At 71.9% G+C, this 16,701-nt stretch carries 17 protein-coding genes; 6 read left to right on the forward strand and 11 right to left on the reverse strand.

The window, feature by feature from the left end:
- Positions 1–55: 55 nt before the first annotated feature.
- Positions 56–379, forward strand: a complete 324-nt coding sequence (locus EDF24_RS10975; protein WP_123653976.1) for a hypothetical protein — start codon at positions 56–58, stop codon at positions 377–379.
- A 115-nt stretch (positions 380–494) separates the two neighbouring features.
- Positions 495–647 (forward strand): hypothetical protein, encoded by a 153-nt coding sequence (locus tag EDF24_RS19175; RefSeq protein ID WP_165931436.1) that lies wholly within the window; start codon positions 495–497, stop codon positions 645–647.
- Here EDF24_RS19175 and EDF24_RS10980 read toward each other — a convergent pair.
- The 4 genes from EDF24_RS10980 to EDF24_RS10995 all read right to left on the reverse strand — a co-directional run bounded on the left by EDF24_RS10980 (position 620) and on the right by EDF24_RS10995 (position 4,071).
- Entirely contained in the window at positions 620–1,468 is an 849-nt protein-coding gene (locus EDF24_RS10980; RefSeq protein ID WP_123702871.1) for a DMT family transporter, read from the reverse strand. The two genes, EDF24_RS19175 and EDF24_RS10980, sit on opposite strands and share 28 nt — an antisense overlap.
- Complete coding sequence (locus tag EDF24_RS10985) at positions 1,465–2,127, reverse strand: response regulator transcription factor (protein WP_123702873.1); 663 nt, start codon at positions 2,125–2,127, stop codon at positions 1,465–1,467. The genes EDF24_RS10980 and EDF24_RS10985 overlap by 4 nt, the downstream gene beginning before the upstream one ends.
- 28 nt (positions 2,128–2,155) lie before the next feature.
- Positions 2,156–2,557: a hypothetical protein gene (locus EDF24_RS10990; RefSeq protein ID WP_123653979.1), complete on the reverse strand. Its 402-nt coding sequence runs from the start codon at positions 2,555–2,557 to the stop codon at positions 2,156–2,158.
- A 92-nt stretch (positions 2,558–2,649) separates the two neighbouring features.
- Complete coding sequence (locus EDF24_RS10995) at positions 2,650–4,071, reverse strand: sensor histidine kinase (RefSeq protein WP_123653980.1); 1,422 nt, start codon at positions 4,069–4,071, stop codon at positions 2,650–2,652.
- Between the two features lie 83 nt (positions 4,072–4,154).
- On the opposite strand from EDF24_RS10995, the gene EDF24_RS11000 reads away from it, so the two are divergent.
- Complete coding sequence (locus EDF24_RS11000; RefSeq protein WP_123653981.1) at positions 4,155–4,748, forward strand: hypothetical protein; 594 nt, start codon at positions 4,155–4,157, stop codon at positions 4,746–4,748.
- Positions 4,749–4,757: 9 nt separating this feature from the next.
- Positions 4,758–5,618 (forward strand): helix-turn-helix domain-containing protein, encoded by an 861-nt coding sequence (locus tag EDF24_RS11005; RefSeq protein ID WP_123702877.1) that lies wholly within the window; start codon positions 4,758–4,760, stop codon positions 5,616–5,618.
- A 268-nt stretch (positions 5,619–5,886) separates the two neighbouring features.
- Here the strand turns inward: EDF24_RS11005 and EDF24_RS11010 are convergent, their stop codons facing one another.
- From EDF24_RS11010 to EDF24_RS11040, 7 genes are read right to left on the reverse strand one after another with little or no spacing between them, the layout of a single operon-like run.
- On the reverse strand, positions 5,887–7,548 hold the full coding sequence (locus EDF24_RS11010) for an ABC transporter ATP-binding protein (RefSeq protein ID WP_123653983.1): 1,662 nt from the start codon (positions 7,546–7,548) through the stop codon (positions 5,887–5,889).
- A gap of 1 nt (position 7,549) precedes the next feature.
- A complete protein-coding gene (locus EDF24_RS11015; RefSeq protein WP_243698287.1) occupies positions 7,550–8,110 on the reverse strand; it encodes a GbsR/MarR family transcriptional regulator in 561 nt (186 codons plus the stop codon).
- Positions 8,107–9,525 (reverse strand): serine hydrolase, encoded by a 1,419-nt coding sequence (locus tag EDF24_RS11020; RefSeq protein WP_260233420.1) that lies wholly within the window; start codon positions 9,523–9,525, stop codon positions 8,107–8,109. Before EDF24_RS11020 ends, EDF24_RS11015 begins: the two co-directional genes overlap by 4 nt.
- A gap of 52 nt (positions 9,526–9,577) precedes the next feature.
- Positions 9,578–10,468 (reverse strand): ABC transporter permease, encoded by an 891-nt coding sequence (locus EDF24_RS11025; protein ID WP_123653985.1) that lies wholly within the window; start codon positions 10,466–10,468, stop codon positions 9,578–9,580.
- Complete coding sequence (locus EDF24_RS11030; RefSeq protein WP_123702882.1) at positions 10,465–11,406, reverse strand: ABC transporter permease; 942 nt, start codon at positions 11,404–11,406, stop codon at positions 10,465–10,467. Before EDF24_RS11030 ends, EDF24_RS11025 begins: the two co-directional genes overlap by 4 nt.
- Positions 11,406–12,809, reverse strand: coding sequence for a M14 family zinc carboxypeptidase (locus EDF24_RS11035; RefSeq protein ID WP_123702884.1), 1,404 nt, complete (start codon positions 12,807–12,809; stop codon positions 11,406–11,408). The genes EDF24_RS11030 and EDF24_RS11035 overlap by 1 nt, the downstream gene beginning before the upstream one ends.
- An 18-nt stretch (positions 12,810–12,827) precedes the next feature.
- Complete coding sequence (locus EDF24_RS11040; protein WP_260233421.1) at positions 12,828–14,420, reverse strand: ABC transporter substrate-binding protein; 1,593 nt, start codon at positions 14,418–14,420, stop codon at positions 12,828–12,830.
- A gap of 158 nt (positions 14,421–14,578) precedes the next feature.
- Between EDF24_RS11040 and EDF24_RS11045 the strand changes: the two genes are divergently transcribed.
- Positions 14,579–15,229, forward strand: coding sequence for an FMN-binding negative transcriptional regulator (locus EDF24_RS11045; RefSeq protein ID WP_123702886.1), 651 nt, complete (start codon positions 14,579–14,581; stop codon positions 15,227–15,229).
- Positions 15,226–16,695 carry an amidohydrolase gene (locus EDF24_RS11050; protein WP_123653989.1) on the forward strand — a complete coding sequence of 490 codons (1,470 nt, stop codon included), beginning with the start codon at positions 15,226–15,228 and terminating at the stop codon, positions 16,693–16,695. The genes EDF24_RS11045 and EDF24_RS11050 overlap by 4 nt, the downstream gene beginning before the upstream one ends.
- Positions 16,696–16,701: the final 6 nt, after the last annotated feature.

The raw sequence follows: 16,701 nt of genomic DNA on the forward strand, positions 1-16,701 counted from the left end.
CGCAGCCGTCCGGCGGACTTGACGAACCATTCGAACACACGTTCGAATACGTCTCGTGGGACGGCGTCGCGAGAACCGGTGGCAGCCCCCGGAACACCCGGAGGTCGAACGTCCGCGCGCCTACTCACTGTCCGAGGACGCCCGCGGCCCGGACGTCTGCCACGCGGTCACCCCGATGGCCGTCTGGGCATGGATCCAGTTCCCGACCTTCCACGTGCGGGTGAAGGCCTTCGCGAAGAGCTGGACGCGCGACGCGGTGCTCGTCGAGTGGGCGCAGTTCGGGCAGCAGGCCGAGGCGTGGGTGTGGCGATCGGCCGTCAAGCACCGGGTCCTGCGCGCGGAACGAGCGGACCGGGACCGCACGGGGCAGTCCAGATGACGCATCCGATTGACTCTCGACGACCGGCACGAGATCGTTCAATGAGTCCCGGTCCACGAAGAAACTCGACAATCAAGACATCCGTCCGCGAGTGTCACAACCGGAAGGAGGCACCATGAAAGCCCATGACGTGCCGTCCTGGGTGGCACACGTGCTCACCCCGCCCGAGGTCATCGCCGCCTACGTCGATCGACGTGTGAACGACCCGTCACTGCTGTCGGGCGACCAGCACGAACCCACCTACGCGGACTTCCTCCGCGAGGAGTAGACCGTCACCCCGACGCTCGCGGCGGTCACGCACGCGAGCGCCACCACCTCGACGAGCGACAGCGCCTCGTGCAGGACCAGGAGTCCGGCGAGTGCAGCGACGGCCGGGCCGAGACTCTGCAGCACGCCGAACACCCGCGTCGGCATCCGGCGGAGCGCGAGCATCTCGAGGGCGTACGGCAGCACGCTCGAGAGCACGGCGACGGCGCCGAACACGATCAGGAGCGTCGGGTCCGCCACGACCCCGGCGACCGCGGTGCGCAGCCCGAACGGCAGCGAGACCAGCATCGCCACGAGCATCGACACCGCGAGCCCGTCGACGCCCGGGATGATCGCACCGACGTGGCGGTTCATCACGATGTAGCCGGCCCAGCACACGGCAGCGGCCACGGCGAACGCGACGCCGCCGAGTTCGGTCACCGCGGACGGGCCGATCCCGAGCAGCACGACGCCGGCCAGCGCGAGTGCCGCCCAGAGCGCGTCGCGCCACCGGCGCGTGTGCGCGAGGGAGAGGGCGAGCGGCCCGAGGAACTCGATCGTCACGGCGACACCGATCGGGATCGACGCGAAGGCCAGGTAGATGAAGACGTTCATCCCGCCGAGCGCGAGCCCCAGTCCGATCGCGCCGGACCACTGCGCACGGTGCCAGTGCCGGACACGAGGACGGACCACCAGCGCCAGCACGAGCGCGCCGATCACGAGCCGGAGCGTCGCGGCCCCGACGGAGCCGACCTCGTCGAAGCGGGTCTTCGCGATCGCGGCGCCGAGCTGCACGGAGACGATCGCGGCGAGCGCCAGGAGCGGCGCGGGGACACGCGTCATCCGAGGTACGCGAGGACGGCGAGCACGCGGCGGTGGTCCTCGCCGGTGTCCTCGAGCGCGAGCTTGGCGAAGATGCTCGAGACGTGCTTCTCGACGGCGCCGGTACCGATCACGAGCGCGCGGGCGATCGCCGCGTTCGTCCGGCCCTCGGCCATCAGCCCGAGGACCTCACGCTCGCGGGGTGTCAGCGCCGCGAGCGGGTCGCGGCGGCGGCTCATCAGCTGCGTCACGACCTCGGGGTCGAGCACGGTCCCGCCCGAGGCGACGCGGCGGACGGCGTCGTCGATCTCCTCGAGCCGGGTCACGCGGTCCTTGAGGAGGTACCCGACACCGGAGGACCCGGACGCGAGGAGGTCCTCGGCGTAGGTCGCCTCGACGTACTGCGAGAGCAGGAGCACGCCGGTGCCCGGTGCGAGTCGGCGGGTCTCGACGGCGGCGCGGACGCCTTCGTCGGTGAAGGTCGGCGGCATCCGGACGTCCATGATGACGACGTCAGGCGCCCCCGCGGGCAGGGTCGCCAGGAACGAGACGGCGTCGGCGTGCTGCCCGACCACCTCGATCCCGGCTTCGCGCAGGACGCGGGCGAGCCCTTCGCGGAGCAGGACCGCGTCGTCGACGACGACGGCCCGGATGCGTGCTGCATCCGGGCCGTCGCTCATGCCCACAAGACTAGTGCGGGCGGGGGGCTCACACGTCGGGCAGCATCACCCAGACGTCGACCGTCTCGGAGTCGATGCCGTCCATGAACTGCGTCACGTGCACCTTGCTGATCGCGGACGGCAGGTCCTTGACGGTGCCGGACCAGTTGCCGTCGGCATCGGCGAAGACGACGGACCCGGCACCGGTCTCCGCGATGGTGAGGTCGATGGCGGCACCGGGGGTGGCCGTCCCGGAGAGCACCGCGGTGCGCGCTTCCGTGTCGACCGAGTCGACGTTCACCGTGAGTGGCGACTGCGCCGCGGTCGAGCTGGCGGAGGCGGCGGTGGTGACGGGTGCCGCGTTCGCGGCCACCGTCCCGAACCCGATGCCACCGATGATGGTCGCGGCGGCGACTGCGGTCGCCGCGGCGGTTGCGAGCTTCTTCTGCATGTTCGTGTTCTCTCTTCTCGAAGGATCACTGTCAGGTGCACGGCCGTACGAGAAGAACGTAGCACTCGTATTTCACATACGGAACATTGACATCATCGAGTCGTCGGGACCCCGTTGAGGGCGCCGAGCGGGATCCGAGCGGTCGCTTCGGTCGGGCCTCCCGTCGGGCTCGACACCGTGAGCTCTCCGTCGAGCGCCCGCATCCTGCCCATCAGCCCCTCGATCCCGTGGCCCTCCTGCACGCTGGCACCCCCGATGCCGTCGTCGGTGACGCTCACGGTGAGGTACCAGACCGAGGAGGCGTCCACGACGAGCCCGAGGTAGACCCCCGCGGCCCGGGCGCCGGCGTGCTTCGTGGTGTTCGTGAGGAGCTCGGAGACCGTGAAGTACACGTTGCGCTGGATCTCGGTCGCGAGTTCGAGGCCGTCCGGCAGGCGGATCTCCAGCCCGACCGGGATCGGCGTGCGGGCGACGAGGGCCTCGAGCGCGGCGACGAGTCCCCGGTCGAGCAGGATCGGCGGCGCGAACCCGCGGGACAGGGCACGGAGTTCGTCGAGGGCGTCCTTCGCGTGCTCGGACGCTTCCCCGATGAGCTGCTTCGCCGCCGCCGGGTCCTTCTCGAACGCTCGCTCGGCCGCCGACAGGTCCATCCGGAGCCGGACGAGGCGCTGCTGCGGACCGTCGTGCAGGTCGCGTTCGATCTGTCGGAGCGCCTGCCCCTCGGCCGTGACCGCCCCGGCACGGGAGGCCTGCAGCCCCGCCACGCGCTGCTCGAGCACCTCGGCGCGGAACCCACCGAGCAGCCCGAAGTCGATCCAGTAGTGCGCGATCACCGAGCCGCGCGCCCAGAGCGGGAACAGCACGACCGAGGCCGCCATGCTCACTGCGCAGGCGAGCGCCCCGAGGATCCACGCCCAGTTCGAGTCGATGCTGTTGAGCATCAGCCACTCGTTGATCTGCCAGCCCCAGCGGAGCGCGGTGAACCCGGCGACGATCGGCCCGAAGAACCCGGCGATGAGGACCGCGCCGGCCCCGACCGTGACGAGCGCGGCGAGCGGGTAGACCACGGCTGCGTGCAGCAGGTACAGCCAGTAGTGCGGGTTCGCCACGGCCGAGCCGGTGCGCGCCCACCAGTTCTGCTGCCAGCGCGGCGTCCAGTCGACGGGGCGGATCGGCCGCGGGTCGGCCCACGAGATGCGGAGCCGCTCGAACTGGCCGAGCCACCGAGCGACGAACAGCGCGATGAAGAACATCAGCAGGACGAACGGGTTGAACAGGTCGCGGAACCCACCGCCGAGCACCGCGGCCGGGAACGCGAAGTACAGCGTGCAGAGGAGCACCGCCGTCAGCGCCATGTACCCGAAGTCCCGCGGCAGGCGCTTCCACGCGTCGCGGTAGAACTCGCCCGCGGTCGGGGTCGGCGGCTGCGCGGGCATGGGCGTCGTGGCTCCTGGCGGTACTGCGTCGTCCAGCGGCACGGTGGGTGCCTGGTCGAGACGGTCGGTGTCGGTCATGACTCAAGCCTCGTGAACACGGGACTTCTCCCCAATACTGCCCGCTCCCGGATCGGGGGTGGGGTTACCCCTACCCTGAACCCATGGACGCTGCTGTCAGGGATCGATGGATCGCACTCGCCGCGGTGGTCGCCGCGCTGGCACCAGCGCTCGGCCCGGTCGCCGGACAGGTGGTGCTGACGCAGTGGGATCCGGGACAACCGGTCCTCGTCGGAGCCGCCGTCGTGGGCGGGCTGGCGGCGGTCGTGGTGGCCGTGTCCGCATGGCGCCGCGGTGACCGCACCTCGCTCGGGTTCGCACTGTCCGCGCTCTGCTCCGCGCTGTCCTGGGCACCGCTCGGTCCGCTCTCGTTCCCGATCACGACGATCCTGCTCATCACCTCGGAAGCCCTGCTCATCACCTTCGGCGTCATGGTGCTCCGCCGCGGCACCGGCGCCTCGCGAGTCGCGGGCTGGGTCATCGCGGTCGGCGCGTTCGTCTGGCTGTTCGGCGGCCTCGCGATCTGGCTGGGCACCCTGCCCGGGACCCCGCAGAGCATGCTCACCGTGCTCTTCGCCATCCCCGCGATCGGCCAGTTCGCCGCGTTCGTGGCCGCGGCGCTGCTCTTCGTCGGACCACTGCTCCGTCCGGTCCGCGCGGGCGCGCGGTACCTCTGGTCCACCGCCGACGTGCGCTGACGGTGGCCGGTGGGTGACGCGCTCCGCGCGATGTACGGTGCGGTCGGCATGCGGGTCACCTACGGCGCCGGACTGGAGGCCGATCTCGCCTCCGCCTGGACCCACGACTTCCCGACGGGCCGGGTCCACCACACGTGGATCGCCACGGAGATCGAGCGCGTCTGGGTGGGACGCGGCGACGTCGACGAGGTCCTCGAACCCGGCGGCGTCGCGGTCCTCGCCGGCTGCGCACCGATCTGGGTCGGCACCCGCAGTGCGCGGAACCCGCCGCCCCGTGTCGACGACCCACTGTTCCCGGCGGTCGGGGTGCACCACGGCGAGGTCGCGTTCGGCCCGCTGATGCCCGAGGTGCTCGGCCTCCCGGAGCTGCTCACCACGATGCAGCCGCAGGACAACGGCTGGGACACCGGCTCCGACGTCGTCCTGACCCTCCGGCACCTCGGCTCCCTCGTCGGGCAGCGGTGGCCCGGCCCGCCCCAGGACGCGCTGGCCGAGATGGTCGTGACGACGGCGCTCAGCACCTGGCGGCCGCCCGTGCTCCGTGACAACAGCCTGACCCGCTGCATCAACGCGATCGCCGACCCCGGGCCACCCCCGACGGTCCCCGAGCTCGCGGCCCTCGCGAACACCTCGGAACGCACGCTCCGGCGCCGTTTCCGCACCGAGACCGGACTCGGTCCCGACGAGTTCTCGCGGTGGTTCCGCACCCTGCCGGTCCGCCGGGACCTGCTGGCCGGCGCCGATCCGGCCGAGGTGGCGGCCGGCTCCGGGTTCCCCTCCGTCCGGGCGATGCGTCGGACCCTCGATCGCGTCGAGTCGTCCCTGCCGCGCCTGCGGGGCACGGAGACACGTTTTCGGATTCTCGATTGACCGATCCGGTGCACGAACCCCGGGGTTCGTGAACCGGATCGGCCAAATTGGAAAACGAAAACGTCCTCGCCGCGGACCGGCGGGGGGGGCGGCGAGCCCGGTCAGCCTGGCGCCGGTGAACGGGGTCGGCTGGTGGGCGGCTGTGTGGGGGGCGGGATCCGGTTGTGAACGGCGGGACGGAGTCCGGAGGCGGCGGGACGGCGGGACGGCGGGACGGGCCAGGCGGCGCGGCGGCGGGACGGGCCAGGCGGCGCGGCGGCGGGACGGGTCAGGCGGCGCGTGTCGCGAGGCGCGCGGCGCGGCGGGTGGCCTGCTCCTCGGGGTCGGGGACCGGGGCCGCCTGGATGAGTCGGCGGGTGTACGGGTCCTGCGGGGCGCGGAGGATCGCGTCGCACGTGCCCTGCTCGGCGACGCGGCCCTGGTGCAGGACGACGACGCGGTCACAGAGGGTGTCCACGACGGCGAGGTCGTGGGTGACGAAGAGGCACGCGAACCCGAGGCGCTCCTGGAGCTCGCGGAACACGTCGAGCACGCGGGCCTGGACCGACACGTCGAGGGCGCTCGTCGGCTCGTCCGCGATGAGGAGCGCCGGGTCGAGTGCCACGGCGCGGGCGATGGCGACGCGTTGGCGTTGGCCTCCGGAGAGTTCGTGCGGGAAACGCTCCCGGTACCCGCCGTCGAGGCCGACGTCGGCGAGCAACCGCTCGACGCGTTCGCCCGTCTCCGCGGCGGAGAGCCGGAGGATCTGGCGGAGCGGCTCGGCCACCGTCTGCCCCACCGTGTAGCGCGGGTTGAGGGAACGGAGCGGGTTCTGGAAGACGACCCCGACGCGGCGGCGCATCGTGCGGCGGTCGGCACGGCTCGCGCCGGACACGTCCGTGCCGTCGACGGCGATCGTGCCCGCGGTGATCGGGGCGAGGCCGACGGCTGCCCGCCCGATGGTCGTCTTGCCGCTGCCGGACTCCCCCACGAGGCCGACGATCTCGCCGCGTCCGACCGTGAACGACACGTCGTCGACCGCGCGGAACCGGCGACGCAACGCACCGCCGTACTCGACCACGAGGCCCTGGACGTCGAGGACCGTCGACGGGCGCGGCGTCGCGGGGGCGAGCCGGTCCTCCGACCCGTGCGGGGTCATGCGTGGGACCGCAGCGAGCAGTTCCCGCGTGTAGTCCGCGTCCGGGGCCGCGAAGACGGCGCTCGCGGTGCCGGACTCGACGACCTGGCCGCGGCGCATCACGACGACGCGGTCCGCGATGTCCGCGACGACACCCATGTCGTGGGTGATCAGGAGGATCGCGGTGCCGGTGCGCTCCCGGAGCGCGCGGAGGACGTCGAGGACCTCGGCCTGGACGGTGACGTCGAGGGCGGTCGTCGGCTCGTCGGCGATGAGGAGCTCGGGGTCGGCGGCGAGCGCCATCGCGATCATCACGCGCTGGCACTGCCCGCCGGAGAGCTCGTGCGGGTACTGGCCGAGCCGCCGTTCGGGCTCGGGGACCTCGACCGCGCGGAGGAGGTCGAGGGAGCGCTCGCGGACGGCCGAGCGGTCGAGGGACGCGTCGGCGCGCCGGACGGCCTCGGCGAGCTGGAAGCCGATCGTGAACACCGGGTTGAGGGCCGCGGACGGGTCCTGGAAGATCATCGAGACGCGGCGGCCGCGGACCTCGCGGAGACGCTGCTCCCCCGCGGTGAGGACGTCTACGCCGGCGAGGCGGATCGTGCCGGACGCCCGCGCTCCCTCCGGGGCGATGCCCATCGCCGTCATGGCCGTCATGCTCTTGCCCGAGCCGGACTCGCCGACGACGGCGACGACCTCACCGCGCCCCACGGTGAAGGACGCGTCGTCGACGGCGCGGACGACCTCACCCTCGACGTCGAACGTCACGGTGAGGTGGTCGACCACGAGGACGTGCTCGCGCGGCTCGGTCATGTCAGTCCGTCCCTGGTGCGTCGTCGCCCGTGTCCCGGGCGGCCTTGAACGCCTCCCAGTCCTCGAGCATCTTCCGGTGGTGGCCGTTGAGCCACTGCATGTAGTCGCGGCCGTTGCGGAGGCGCTCACGGACCGGGGCGTCGACGTCGCCGTCGCCGGTGTGGCCGTCCTGCTCGACGACCGCGAGCCCGCGGGCGATGATGTCCCGCTGCCGGTCGAGGTACTTCCGCTCCCCGGCCAGCCAGCTGCCCCACACGTCGGTCTCGGCGCGGAAGAAGTGGCTCCGCTCCCCCGGCACCGTGACGCGCTTCACGAACCCGGCGTCCGCGAGCCGCCTGGTCGCCGTCGACACCGAGCCAGAGCTCGCGCCGAGCGCGGCCTGCAGATCCGCGGACGACGAGGACGGCGCGCGGGTCATGATCAGGTAGCCGAGCACCCGAGCGTCCGTCAACGGCATGCCCGCACCGTCGGCGAGCATGATCGCGAACTCCTCGACGAACGCCTGGCGCTCCGGTTCGAGGTGCAGGTCGTCGCGCGCGTCCCCCGCCTGCGTGGTGCTCACGCCAGGCCTGCCGCGACGTCGGGGGTCTCCTCCGGGATCGACCACGGCTCCTCGCTCATCCCGCCGCTGCCGCGGATGCCGGTGACGGCGCCCTCGGCGTCGCGGGTGAACGTGATGTCCTCGTCGACGGAGCCGAACCGGTTGCCGTGCGTCATCCGGAGGGTGTCGGCGTCGACGGGCTCGAGGCGCGTCGGGGACTCCAGCGGGTCCGGGCCGGACGGGTCGATCGCGAGGAGACGGTCCCCGACGCGGGCGACGTCGGTGACGCCCCACGGGTTCGCGTACCGACCGGTGTAGCGCGCGGCGACGGCGTCCTCCGTGACGGCCGCCCCGGGTGCCGCGGTGTCGGCCGCGGCGTCGAGGAGGTGCAGGATGCCGGTGGCGAGGAGCGTCGCGGGGCCGGCGGCCGAACTCGTCATCACGGACACGACCAGCGAGGACGCCGGGTCGAACAGGGACTGGGTGATGTGCCCGGGGAAGCCGCCCGAGTGGCCGCGGACCTCGCGGCCGTCGATGCGGTCGACGATGAAGCCGGCACCGTAGCCGCGGGCTGCCGGGTCCTCCTCGGTCGCGCTCCACGACTTCCGCTGCGCGAGGCGCTTCGAGTGGTCGCTGAGCAGGTCGCCCTGTCCGAGGACGTGGGCGGAGAAGTACCGGACCAGGTCGGACGCGGTGCCGTGGAAGCCGGTCGCCGCGGCCATCGCGCGGGTGTCGACGTGCGCGATCCGCTGCCGGGTGCGCGCCACGTGGAAGCCGGAGTACCCGATGACGAAGTCGTCCTCGCGCGATGGGTCCCAGTCCGGGCCGGTGTTCCGGAGGCCGAGGGGTTCGACGATCGCCTCGCGGACGAACTCGTTGTACGTCCGCCCGGTGACCGCGGCGATGACGAGCCCGAGGAGCGAGTACCCGAGGTTGGAGTAGTTGAACGAGGACCCGGCTGGGACCTTCTGTCCGCGGTCGAGCACGAGCGCCAGGAGTTCGGACTCGTCCGGGAACGGCCGCTTCAGGGACCAGTAGTCACCGTCGTGCCCGTCACGGATCACACCGGCACCCATCTCCATGAGCTCCCGGATGGTGGCGTCCGCGATCGGGGACCCGCCGTCGACGAGCGCCGGGACGTACGTGCCCACGGTGTCGTCGAGGCGCAGGGACCCACGCTCGGCGAGGAGCAGCAGCGCGGTCGACGTGAACGTCTTCGAGTGCGAGGCGATCCGGAACAGGTCGTTCGTCGTCAGGCGGCGGCCGGCCTCGACGTCGGCGTAGCCCCACGCCTCGGAGAACAGCTCCTCGCCCTGGAACCCGATCGCGACCTGCACGCCGGGCACCCGCAGTTGCCACACCTTGTACGCCACCCAGTCACGGATGTAGGGCAGGGTCTTCCGGTACGCGTCGAGCGCGACGGCGGTGTCGGTCACAGGGTGTCCTTTCGAGAACGGGTCACAGGGGTCACAGGGGTCAAGACTGCCGTCAGCGTCGACGCGGGTCGAGTGCGGCGCGCAGGGTGTCGCCGAGCGCGATCACCGCGAGGACGGTCACGGCGAGGAACGTCGCCGGGGCGATGAGCATGTGCGGTGCACGCAGGAACTGCGACGTCGCCGCGGAGAGCTGCAGCCCCCAGGAGATCGCCGGGCTCTCCAGCCCGATGCCGAGGTACGTCAGCGACGACTCGGAGACGATCACGCCACCGACGGTGATCGTGGCGAGGACGAGCAGCGGCGAGACCGACGACGGCAGCACGTACCTGGTCGTGATCCGCCACGTGGAGAGCCCCATCGTGCGGGCGGCCAGCACGAACTCGGCGTTCCGGACGCCCCGGACGCTCGAGCGCACGAGCCGCGCCATCGTCGGCCAGCCGAACAGCGCCAGCACGAGGGACACCGTCAGCACCGAGCGCTCGCCGACGCTGTTGAGGACGACGACGGCGCCGAGGAGGAACGGGAACCCGAGGAACACGTCGGTGAGGCGGGCGAGCACCGCGTCGACCCACCCGCCGACCATGCCCGCGACGGTCCCGACCACGAGGGCGACCATCCCGGCGAGCACCGTGGTGAGCACCGCGACCGAGATGGACGACCGCGTGCCGTAGATCACGTTCGCGTACACGTCGCACCCCTGCAGGTCGAACCCGAACGGGTGCCCGGCGGACGCGGGGTCCCCGCTCCGGCCGAGGTCGCACACCCGGGGGTCGCCGTGCCCGAACAGCCCCGCGAAGAGCTGCGGGAACGCGGCGATCGCCAGGATGACGACGAGCACCGCTGCCGGCACCCAGAAGCCGGGCGTCCGGGCCGCGGCGGCGAGCGGGCGACGCCGGGCGGCGATGACGGGTTCGACGGTGGCGCCGATGGCGGAGGTGGTCATGCGGCGGCTCCCGATCGGACGCGCGGGTCGAGGGCGGCGTGCAGCAGGTCGACGAGCACGCTCGTGACGAGGAACACCAGGATGAGGGCGGTCGAGATCCCGACGACCACGGCTCCCTCGTGCGACCGGATGCCCTGGAACAGCAGGTTCCCGACACCCGGCAGGTTGAAGATGCCCTCGATGATGACGGTGCCGCCCATCAGGTACCCGAGGTCGGTCGCCAGGTAGGTGGCGGTGGGGATGAGCGAGTTGCGCATCACGTGCACACCGACGACCCGGCCGGGCGTGAGCCCCTTCGCGCGGGCGGTCCGGACGTAGTCGGCGTCGAGCGTCTCGATCATCGACGTCCTGGTCAGCCGGGACACCGCGGCGAGGCCGAACAGTGCGATCACGAACGCGGGCAGGACGTACGCGGTCGGCCACCCCGCGGTGGCGCCCGCGACCGGGAACCAGTGCAGCCGGACGGAGAACACGAGCTGGAGGGCGACGCCGAGGACGAACACCGGGACCGCTCCGACGACGATCGTGCCGACGAGGACGGTCTTGTCGAGCACGGTGCCGCGCTTCAGCGCCGAGAACACCCCGAACCCGATGCCGAGGACGATCTCCAGCGCCCACGCGGTCAGCGCGAGGGTGATCGTGACCGGCCACCGCGACGCCATCTGCGCGCCGACGGACTGGCCGTTGAAGTCGGTGCCGAAGTCGCCGCGGAACAGTCCACCGAGGTACTGCACGTACTGCAGCCACAGCGGCTGGTCGAGGTGGTACTCGGCGCGGAGTGCCCGCACCACCGACTCGGTGAGCGGCCGGTCCCCGCCGAGCGCCCGGATCGGGTCGCCTGGCAGCGCGAAAGTCATCGCGTAGATGAGGAACGTGACCCCGAGGAACACGATCGCCAGGCCGCCGATCCGGCGGCCGACGGCGAGCGCCGGACGCATCACGAGCCTCCCGGCTGGTTCGTGGTGACCAGACGCGGACGGGAGGCGCGGGTCGGCTCCGCGACGTGGCTCGCGCAGGCGAGGATCGCCCCGTACTGCACCCCCACCAGCTTGCGCACCGGGATCGGTGCGGCGTCGCTCACCGCGTCCGCCTGCCAGAGCGCGTACCGCTCGGCCAGCCGGTCGCGGAGGCGCCGGAGCGGCGCGGACGCCGTGCCGGCGGTCGTCTCCGCCTCGAGCGCCCGGAGCAGCATGCCGCCGTAGCGGAGCCGGAAGCAGCGGACGAGGTCCTCGCAGCCGAAGCGTTCGGCGACGGTGGCCATCCGGTCGGCGGGTTCCCGGTCGGCCCGGGCGTGGTCCGTCTCCGGCGTCGACACGAGCATCGGGATGAAGGCGCGGGAGCCCTCGAGGAACGGCGTCTCGATGGTCAGCATCGGCGACGCGGTGTCGAGGATCTCCTGCAGCTCCGTCCCCGACGCCCCGAGCTCGTCGGCGCACCGGCGGAGCAGGTCGGCGTACGACTCGTCCGTCGGGGTCTGGTCGTCGGCGTCCGGGTGACTCCAGTACGGCAGCTCCGCGACCATGCACAGTGCGCCGTGCCGGAGCGCCCACGATGCGCTCGACGCCCCGTGGATGTGCTCCCCCGGGTCGACGCCGAGCTCCTCGAGGTAGTCGTACGCCTCCTCGATCCCGTCCATCGCGAACACCGCCGGGGCGAGCTCGCGGAGGAAGGGCGACTCCGGCTCCCCGGTGTCGAGGGGCAGCCCGAGCGCGGCCGGCACCGCGTGCAGGACGTCGATCACGTCCGGCAGGTCCTCGGAGAGGTAGTAGTAGACGCCGCCCATCTCGCCGTTGTGCAGCGAGACGAGGAGGTCCGGTTCGGTGTCGTCGATGAGCCGCATGAACGCGAGCGTCTCCGGCAGCACCTGGTCGAAGTACACCGACTTGTAGCTGTTCGGGAACGTCCACTCCACCTGGCTGTCCGGGGCCGGCCGGTAGAAGTGCCGCGAGTAGAACACCCGGTCGTGCGGGTCGTGGAACCACGCCTCGTTGAGCCGCATGCCGTCCGGGTCGATCGTCGGCACGATGTGCCACGTCGTGTCGAGTGCCGCCGCAGTGTCCGGGTCCTCGGCCATCGTGGTGGCGAGGTGGAGCGCGGTCCACGAGCCGATCGGTTCGTTGGGGTGCACGCCCCCGACGATCACGGCCGTGTGCGACCCCGCCCCGACGCGGTACGCGTTGAGGGGTTCCCCGAGCCGGCTGGTCCCGATCCGGGTCACGGTGACCCGGTCGGGGTGCGCTGCGGCGAGCGCGTCGAACCGTGCGTGCAGGTCGTCGACGAGCGGGAAGCCGTCGTGGTCGGGGACCTCGGCGACGAGCCGGAGGATGGTGTCCTTGTCCATGCGGTGGTGCCCCTGCCCCTACTTCACGGCGATCTTGGCGATGACCGGGCTGCCGGCGACCGCGGGGAGCTTCGTGACCTTGTCGCTCGTGACGTAGGAGTACTTGTCGAAGAACGTCGGGACGATCGGGAAGTCCTTGAGCACGGCCTCCTGCGTCTGGTTGTAGTACTCGTTCGCCTCGGACTGCGACCCGGCCGAGTCCGCCTTCGCGAGCAGCGAGTCGACGGTGTCGTCCTGGTAGTAGCCCGTGCAGGCGGCGCAGCCACCGGCGGTGGTGAACAGGGCGCGGAGGGTGTTCTGCTGGCTGATGTAGAGCGCACCCCAGTGGCCGAAGTGCGGGCCCTCGATCTTCTTGTCGGTCAGCTCGGAGTAGTACGAGGCCCAGTCGGTGGTGGCCTTCGCCTCGGCGTCGACCCCGAGGTTCTGGCGGATCTGGTTGGCGTACGCCTCGTACAGCGAGTCGAGGCCGTTGCCGCCCGGGTAGACGAGGGTGATGGTGCCGTCGAAGCCGCCGGCGCTGGCCAGGAGCTTCTTCGCGGCTGCCGGGTCGAACTCGCACGCGTCACCGCAGATGCCCTCCTGCGTGCCGGACATCGACGGCGGCGTGAGGGCGGTGGCGGGGTCGTACAGGCCGCCGTAGATCGCCTTGTTCACCTGCTCGCGGTTGATCGACATCGAGATCGCTCGACGCACGTCGGCGTTGGAGTAACGCTCGTCCCAGAGCGGGAAGCCGATGTAGTCGATGCCGGGGGCGTCGAAGGAGTGCAGCTTGTCGCCGAAGTCCGACTTCGCGCTCGTCATCTTGTCGGTCGGCAGGAAGAGCACGTCCGCGTTCCCGGCGAGGACGTCGGTGTAGGCGGTGTTCATGTCGGAGTAGCTGCGGAAGGTGACGTTCGTGGTCGTGGGCTTCGTGCCCTCGTAGCCCTTCCACGCGGTGACGGTGAACTCCTGGTTCGCCTTCCACGCCTTCGTCATCTCGTACGGGCCGTTGCCGATCGGCTTCTTGTCGTACGCCTTGATGTCGTCGTACGCGGCCGCGGGCATCGGGTAGAACGCGGTCTGCGCCTGGCTGAGCTGCAGCGGGAACTGGCTGTCCGCGTGGGTGAGGGTGACCGTGAAGGTGTCGTCGCCGGTGACCTTCAGCCCGGACATCTCCTTCGTCGTCGGGGTGCCCTTCGCCGGGTTGAGGTCCGAGTACCCGACGATCGACGCGAGCTGGCCGCTGTTCTCCCACGCGTTCGGGCCGTAGGCGACGTAGTTCCACGCCTTCACGTAGCTCTCCGGCGTGACCTCCTCGCCGTTCTGGAACTTCCACCCGTCGCGGAGCGTGATCGTCCACGTGGTGGCGTCGTCGCTCTCGACGCTCTTCGCGGCGACGTCGTGGAGCGTGCCCTTCGCGTCGGTCTGGGTGAGCGGGGCGAACAGGCTCATCACCTGGTCGAACGCGACCGTCTGGCGGCCGGGCGTGAGGTGGTCGGGCTCGCCGGTGGCGTACACGAGCGTGCTGCCCGAACCGGAGGCGGAGTCGGCGTTCCCGCTCGAGGAACACCCCGTCGCCACCAGTGCCAGCGTGGCCGCTGCGGCCAACGCGGCCATCGTCCTGCGTCGCATGATCTCTCCTCGGGTCGTCGTTGAGAAGTGAAGCTAGGCCCGCTCGGTGCTCCGAGGCAATAGTTCTTTCAATGCGCTCTGAAACATTTACCGTTCCGAAACACCGGGGAAACGGCAGCCCTCGCGCTCGCCGGAGGTCCTGTGCCACGCTGACGTGCATGCGACACACGCCCCACTTCCTGATGACCGAGGCCGACGAGGTCAAGCGCCTCGTGGACGGCAACCCGTGGGCCACGATCGTGTCGCACACCGCCGCGGGGATCGTCGCGTCGCACTACCCGTTCCTCCTCGAGACGACCACGGACGACGAGATCGTCCTCGTCTCGCACGTCGGCCGGCCCGACGAACTCGCGCACGAACTCGGCCAGCACGAGGTGCTCGTCATCGTGCAGGGACCGCACGGCTACGTCTCCCCCGCCTGGTACCCGGCGTCGCAGTTCGTGCCGACCTGGAACCACGTCACCGCGCACCTCTGGGGCGTCCCGGAGATCCTCACCGACGAGGAGAACTTCCGGGTCCTCGGCGAACTCGTCGACCACTTCGAGCGGGAGATGCCCGAGCCGGTGTCCCTCGACGTCGACGAGGACACCGCCAGGCGGATCGCGAAGGGCACCGTGGGGATCCGCATCCGGGTCACCCGGTTCGACGCCCGCGCGAAGCTGTCCCAGAACAAGGCCCCCGAGGTGGTCGACGACGTCATCGCGGGCCTCCGCGGGGACGGCCCGTACGCGTCGCCGGCGCTCGCCGACGAGATGGAGCGGGTCCGGTCCGCCTCCCCCGACGACCAGGGCGGACGGGAGGCCTGGTGACCGAGATCCTGCTGCGCACCGTCCGGCGGGTGGGCACCTCAGGGGCCCCTGCCGACGTGCTGGTCCGGGACGGTGTCGTCGTCGAGGTCGCACCGGCCGGCACGCTCGACGCGTCCGGTCCCGACACCGACGTCGTCGAGGCCGACGGGGCCTGGCTCGGCCCGGCCCTCCGCGACCACCACACCCACTTCGACCAGTGGGCGCTCGTCCGCCGCCGGGTCGACGTCTCCGCGTGCGACTCCGCCGAGGCCACGGCAGCCCTGCTGGCCGAGGTGGCGCGCACCGGTGTCTCGGATCCGGTCCTCATCGGACACGGCTACCGGGACGGTCTGTGGCCGACCCCCGCCCGACGTGCGCTGCTCGACGGGGCCGCACCGGGCCTCCCGGCGGTCGTCATCAGCGGCGACCTGCACGCCGTCTGGTGCAACGCGCTCGCCCTCGCGCACTTCTCCGGGATCCTCGGCCGCCCGCTCGCCGCCGGCGAGGACGGCGTCCTCCGCGAACAGGACGCGTTCGACGTGACCGGTGCCCTCTCGCAGGTCCCGGACGCGGTGCTCGACGGCTACGTCGCCGACGCGGTCGAGGCGGGCGCCGCCCGGGGCCTCGGGAGCATCGTCGACCTGGAGATGCGCTTCGGGCTGGACCGGTGGGTCCGCCGGATCCACGGCGGCACAGACGCGCTCCGGGTGTCCTCCGGGGTGTACCCGGCGGAGCTCGACGCCGCGATCGACCGTGGGTTGCGCACCGGGGACGTCATCGACGGCACCAGGGGACTCCTCACGATGGGGCCGTTCAAGGTCGTCACCGACGGGTCGCTCGGCACCAGGACCGCGGCACTGCACTCCGGCGAGGGCGTGCTCGCCTGGCCGTTCGAGGACCTCGTCGCCATCACGCGCCGGGCCGTCCTCGCCGGGCTCACCCCCGCGATCCACGCCATCGGCGACCGGGCCAACACCCTGGCGCTCGACGTCTTCGAGGCCGTCGGCACCCGGGGCACCATCGAGCACGCGCAGCTCCTCGTCGACACCGACGTCGAGCGGTTCGCGCGACTCGGGGTCGCGGCGTCGGTGCAGCCGGAGCACGCGATGGACGACCGGGACATCGCCGACCGCCACTGGGCGGGGAACACCGACCGGGCGTTCGCGTTCGCGTCGCTCGCCCGGGCCGGGGCCCGCGTGCTCCTCGGGTCCGACGCCCCGGTGGCGCCGCTCGACCCGTGGGTGTCGCTCGCCGCGGCGGTCGGGCGCGACCGGGACGGGCGCGAGCCGTGGCACCCGGCGGAGCGGCTCTCCGCGCTCACCGCGTGGACGGGGTCGACCGACGGACGGGTCGGCGTGTCCGTCGGGGACGTCGCGGACCTGGTGCTCGTCGCGGCCGACCCGCTCGCTGCGTCCTCGGCGTCGCTCCGGACGATGCCGGTGCTGGCGACGGCGGTCGCGGGGCGGTGGACGTACCGGGACCTGTAGGCGCCG

The sequence above is a fragment of the Curtobacterium sp. PhB130 genome (assembly GCF_003755165.1).
Lineage (GTDB): Bacteria > Actinomycetota > Actinomycetes > Actinomycetales > Microbacteriaceae > Curtobacterium.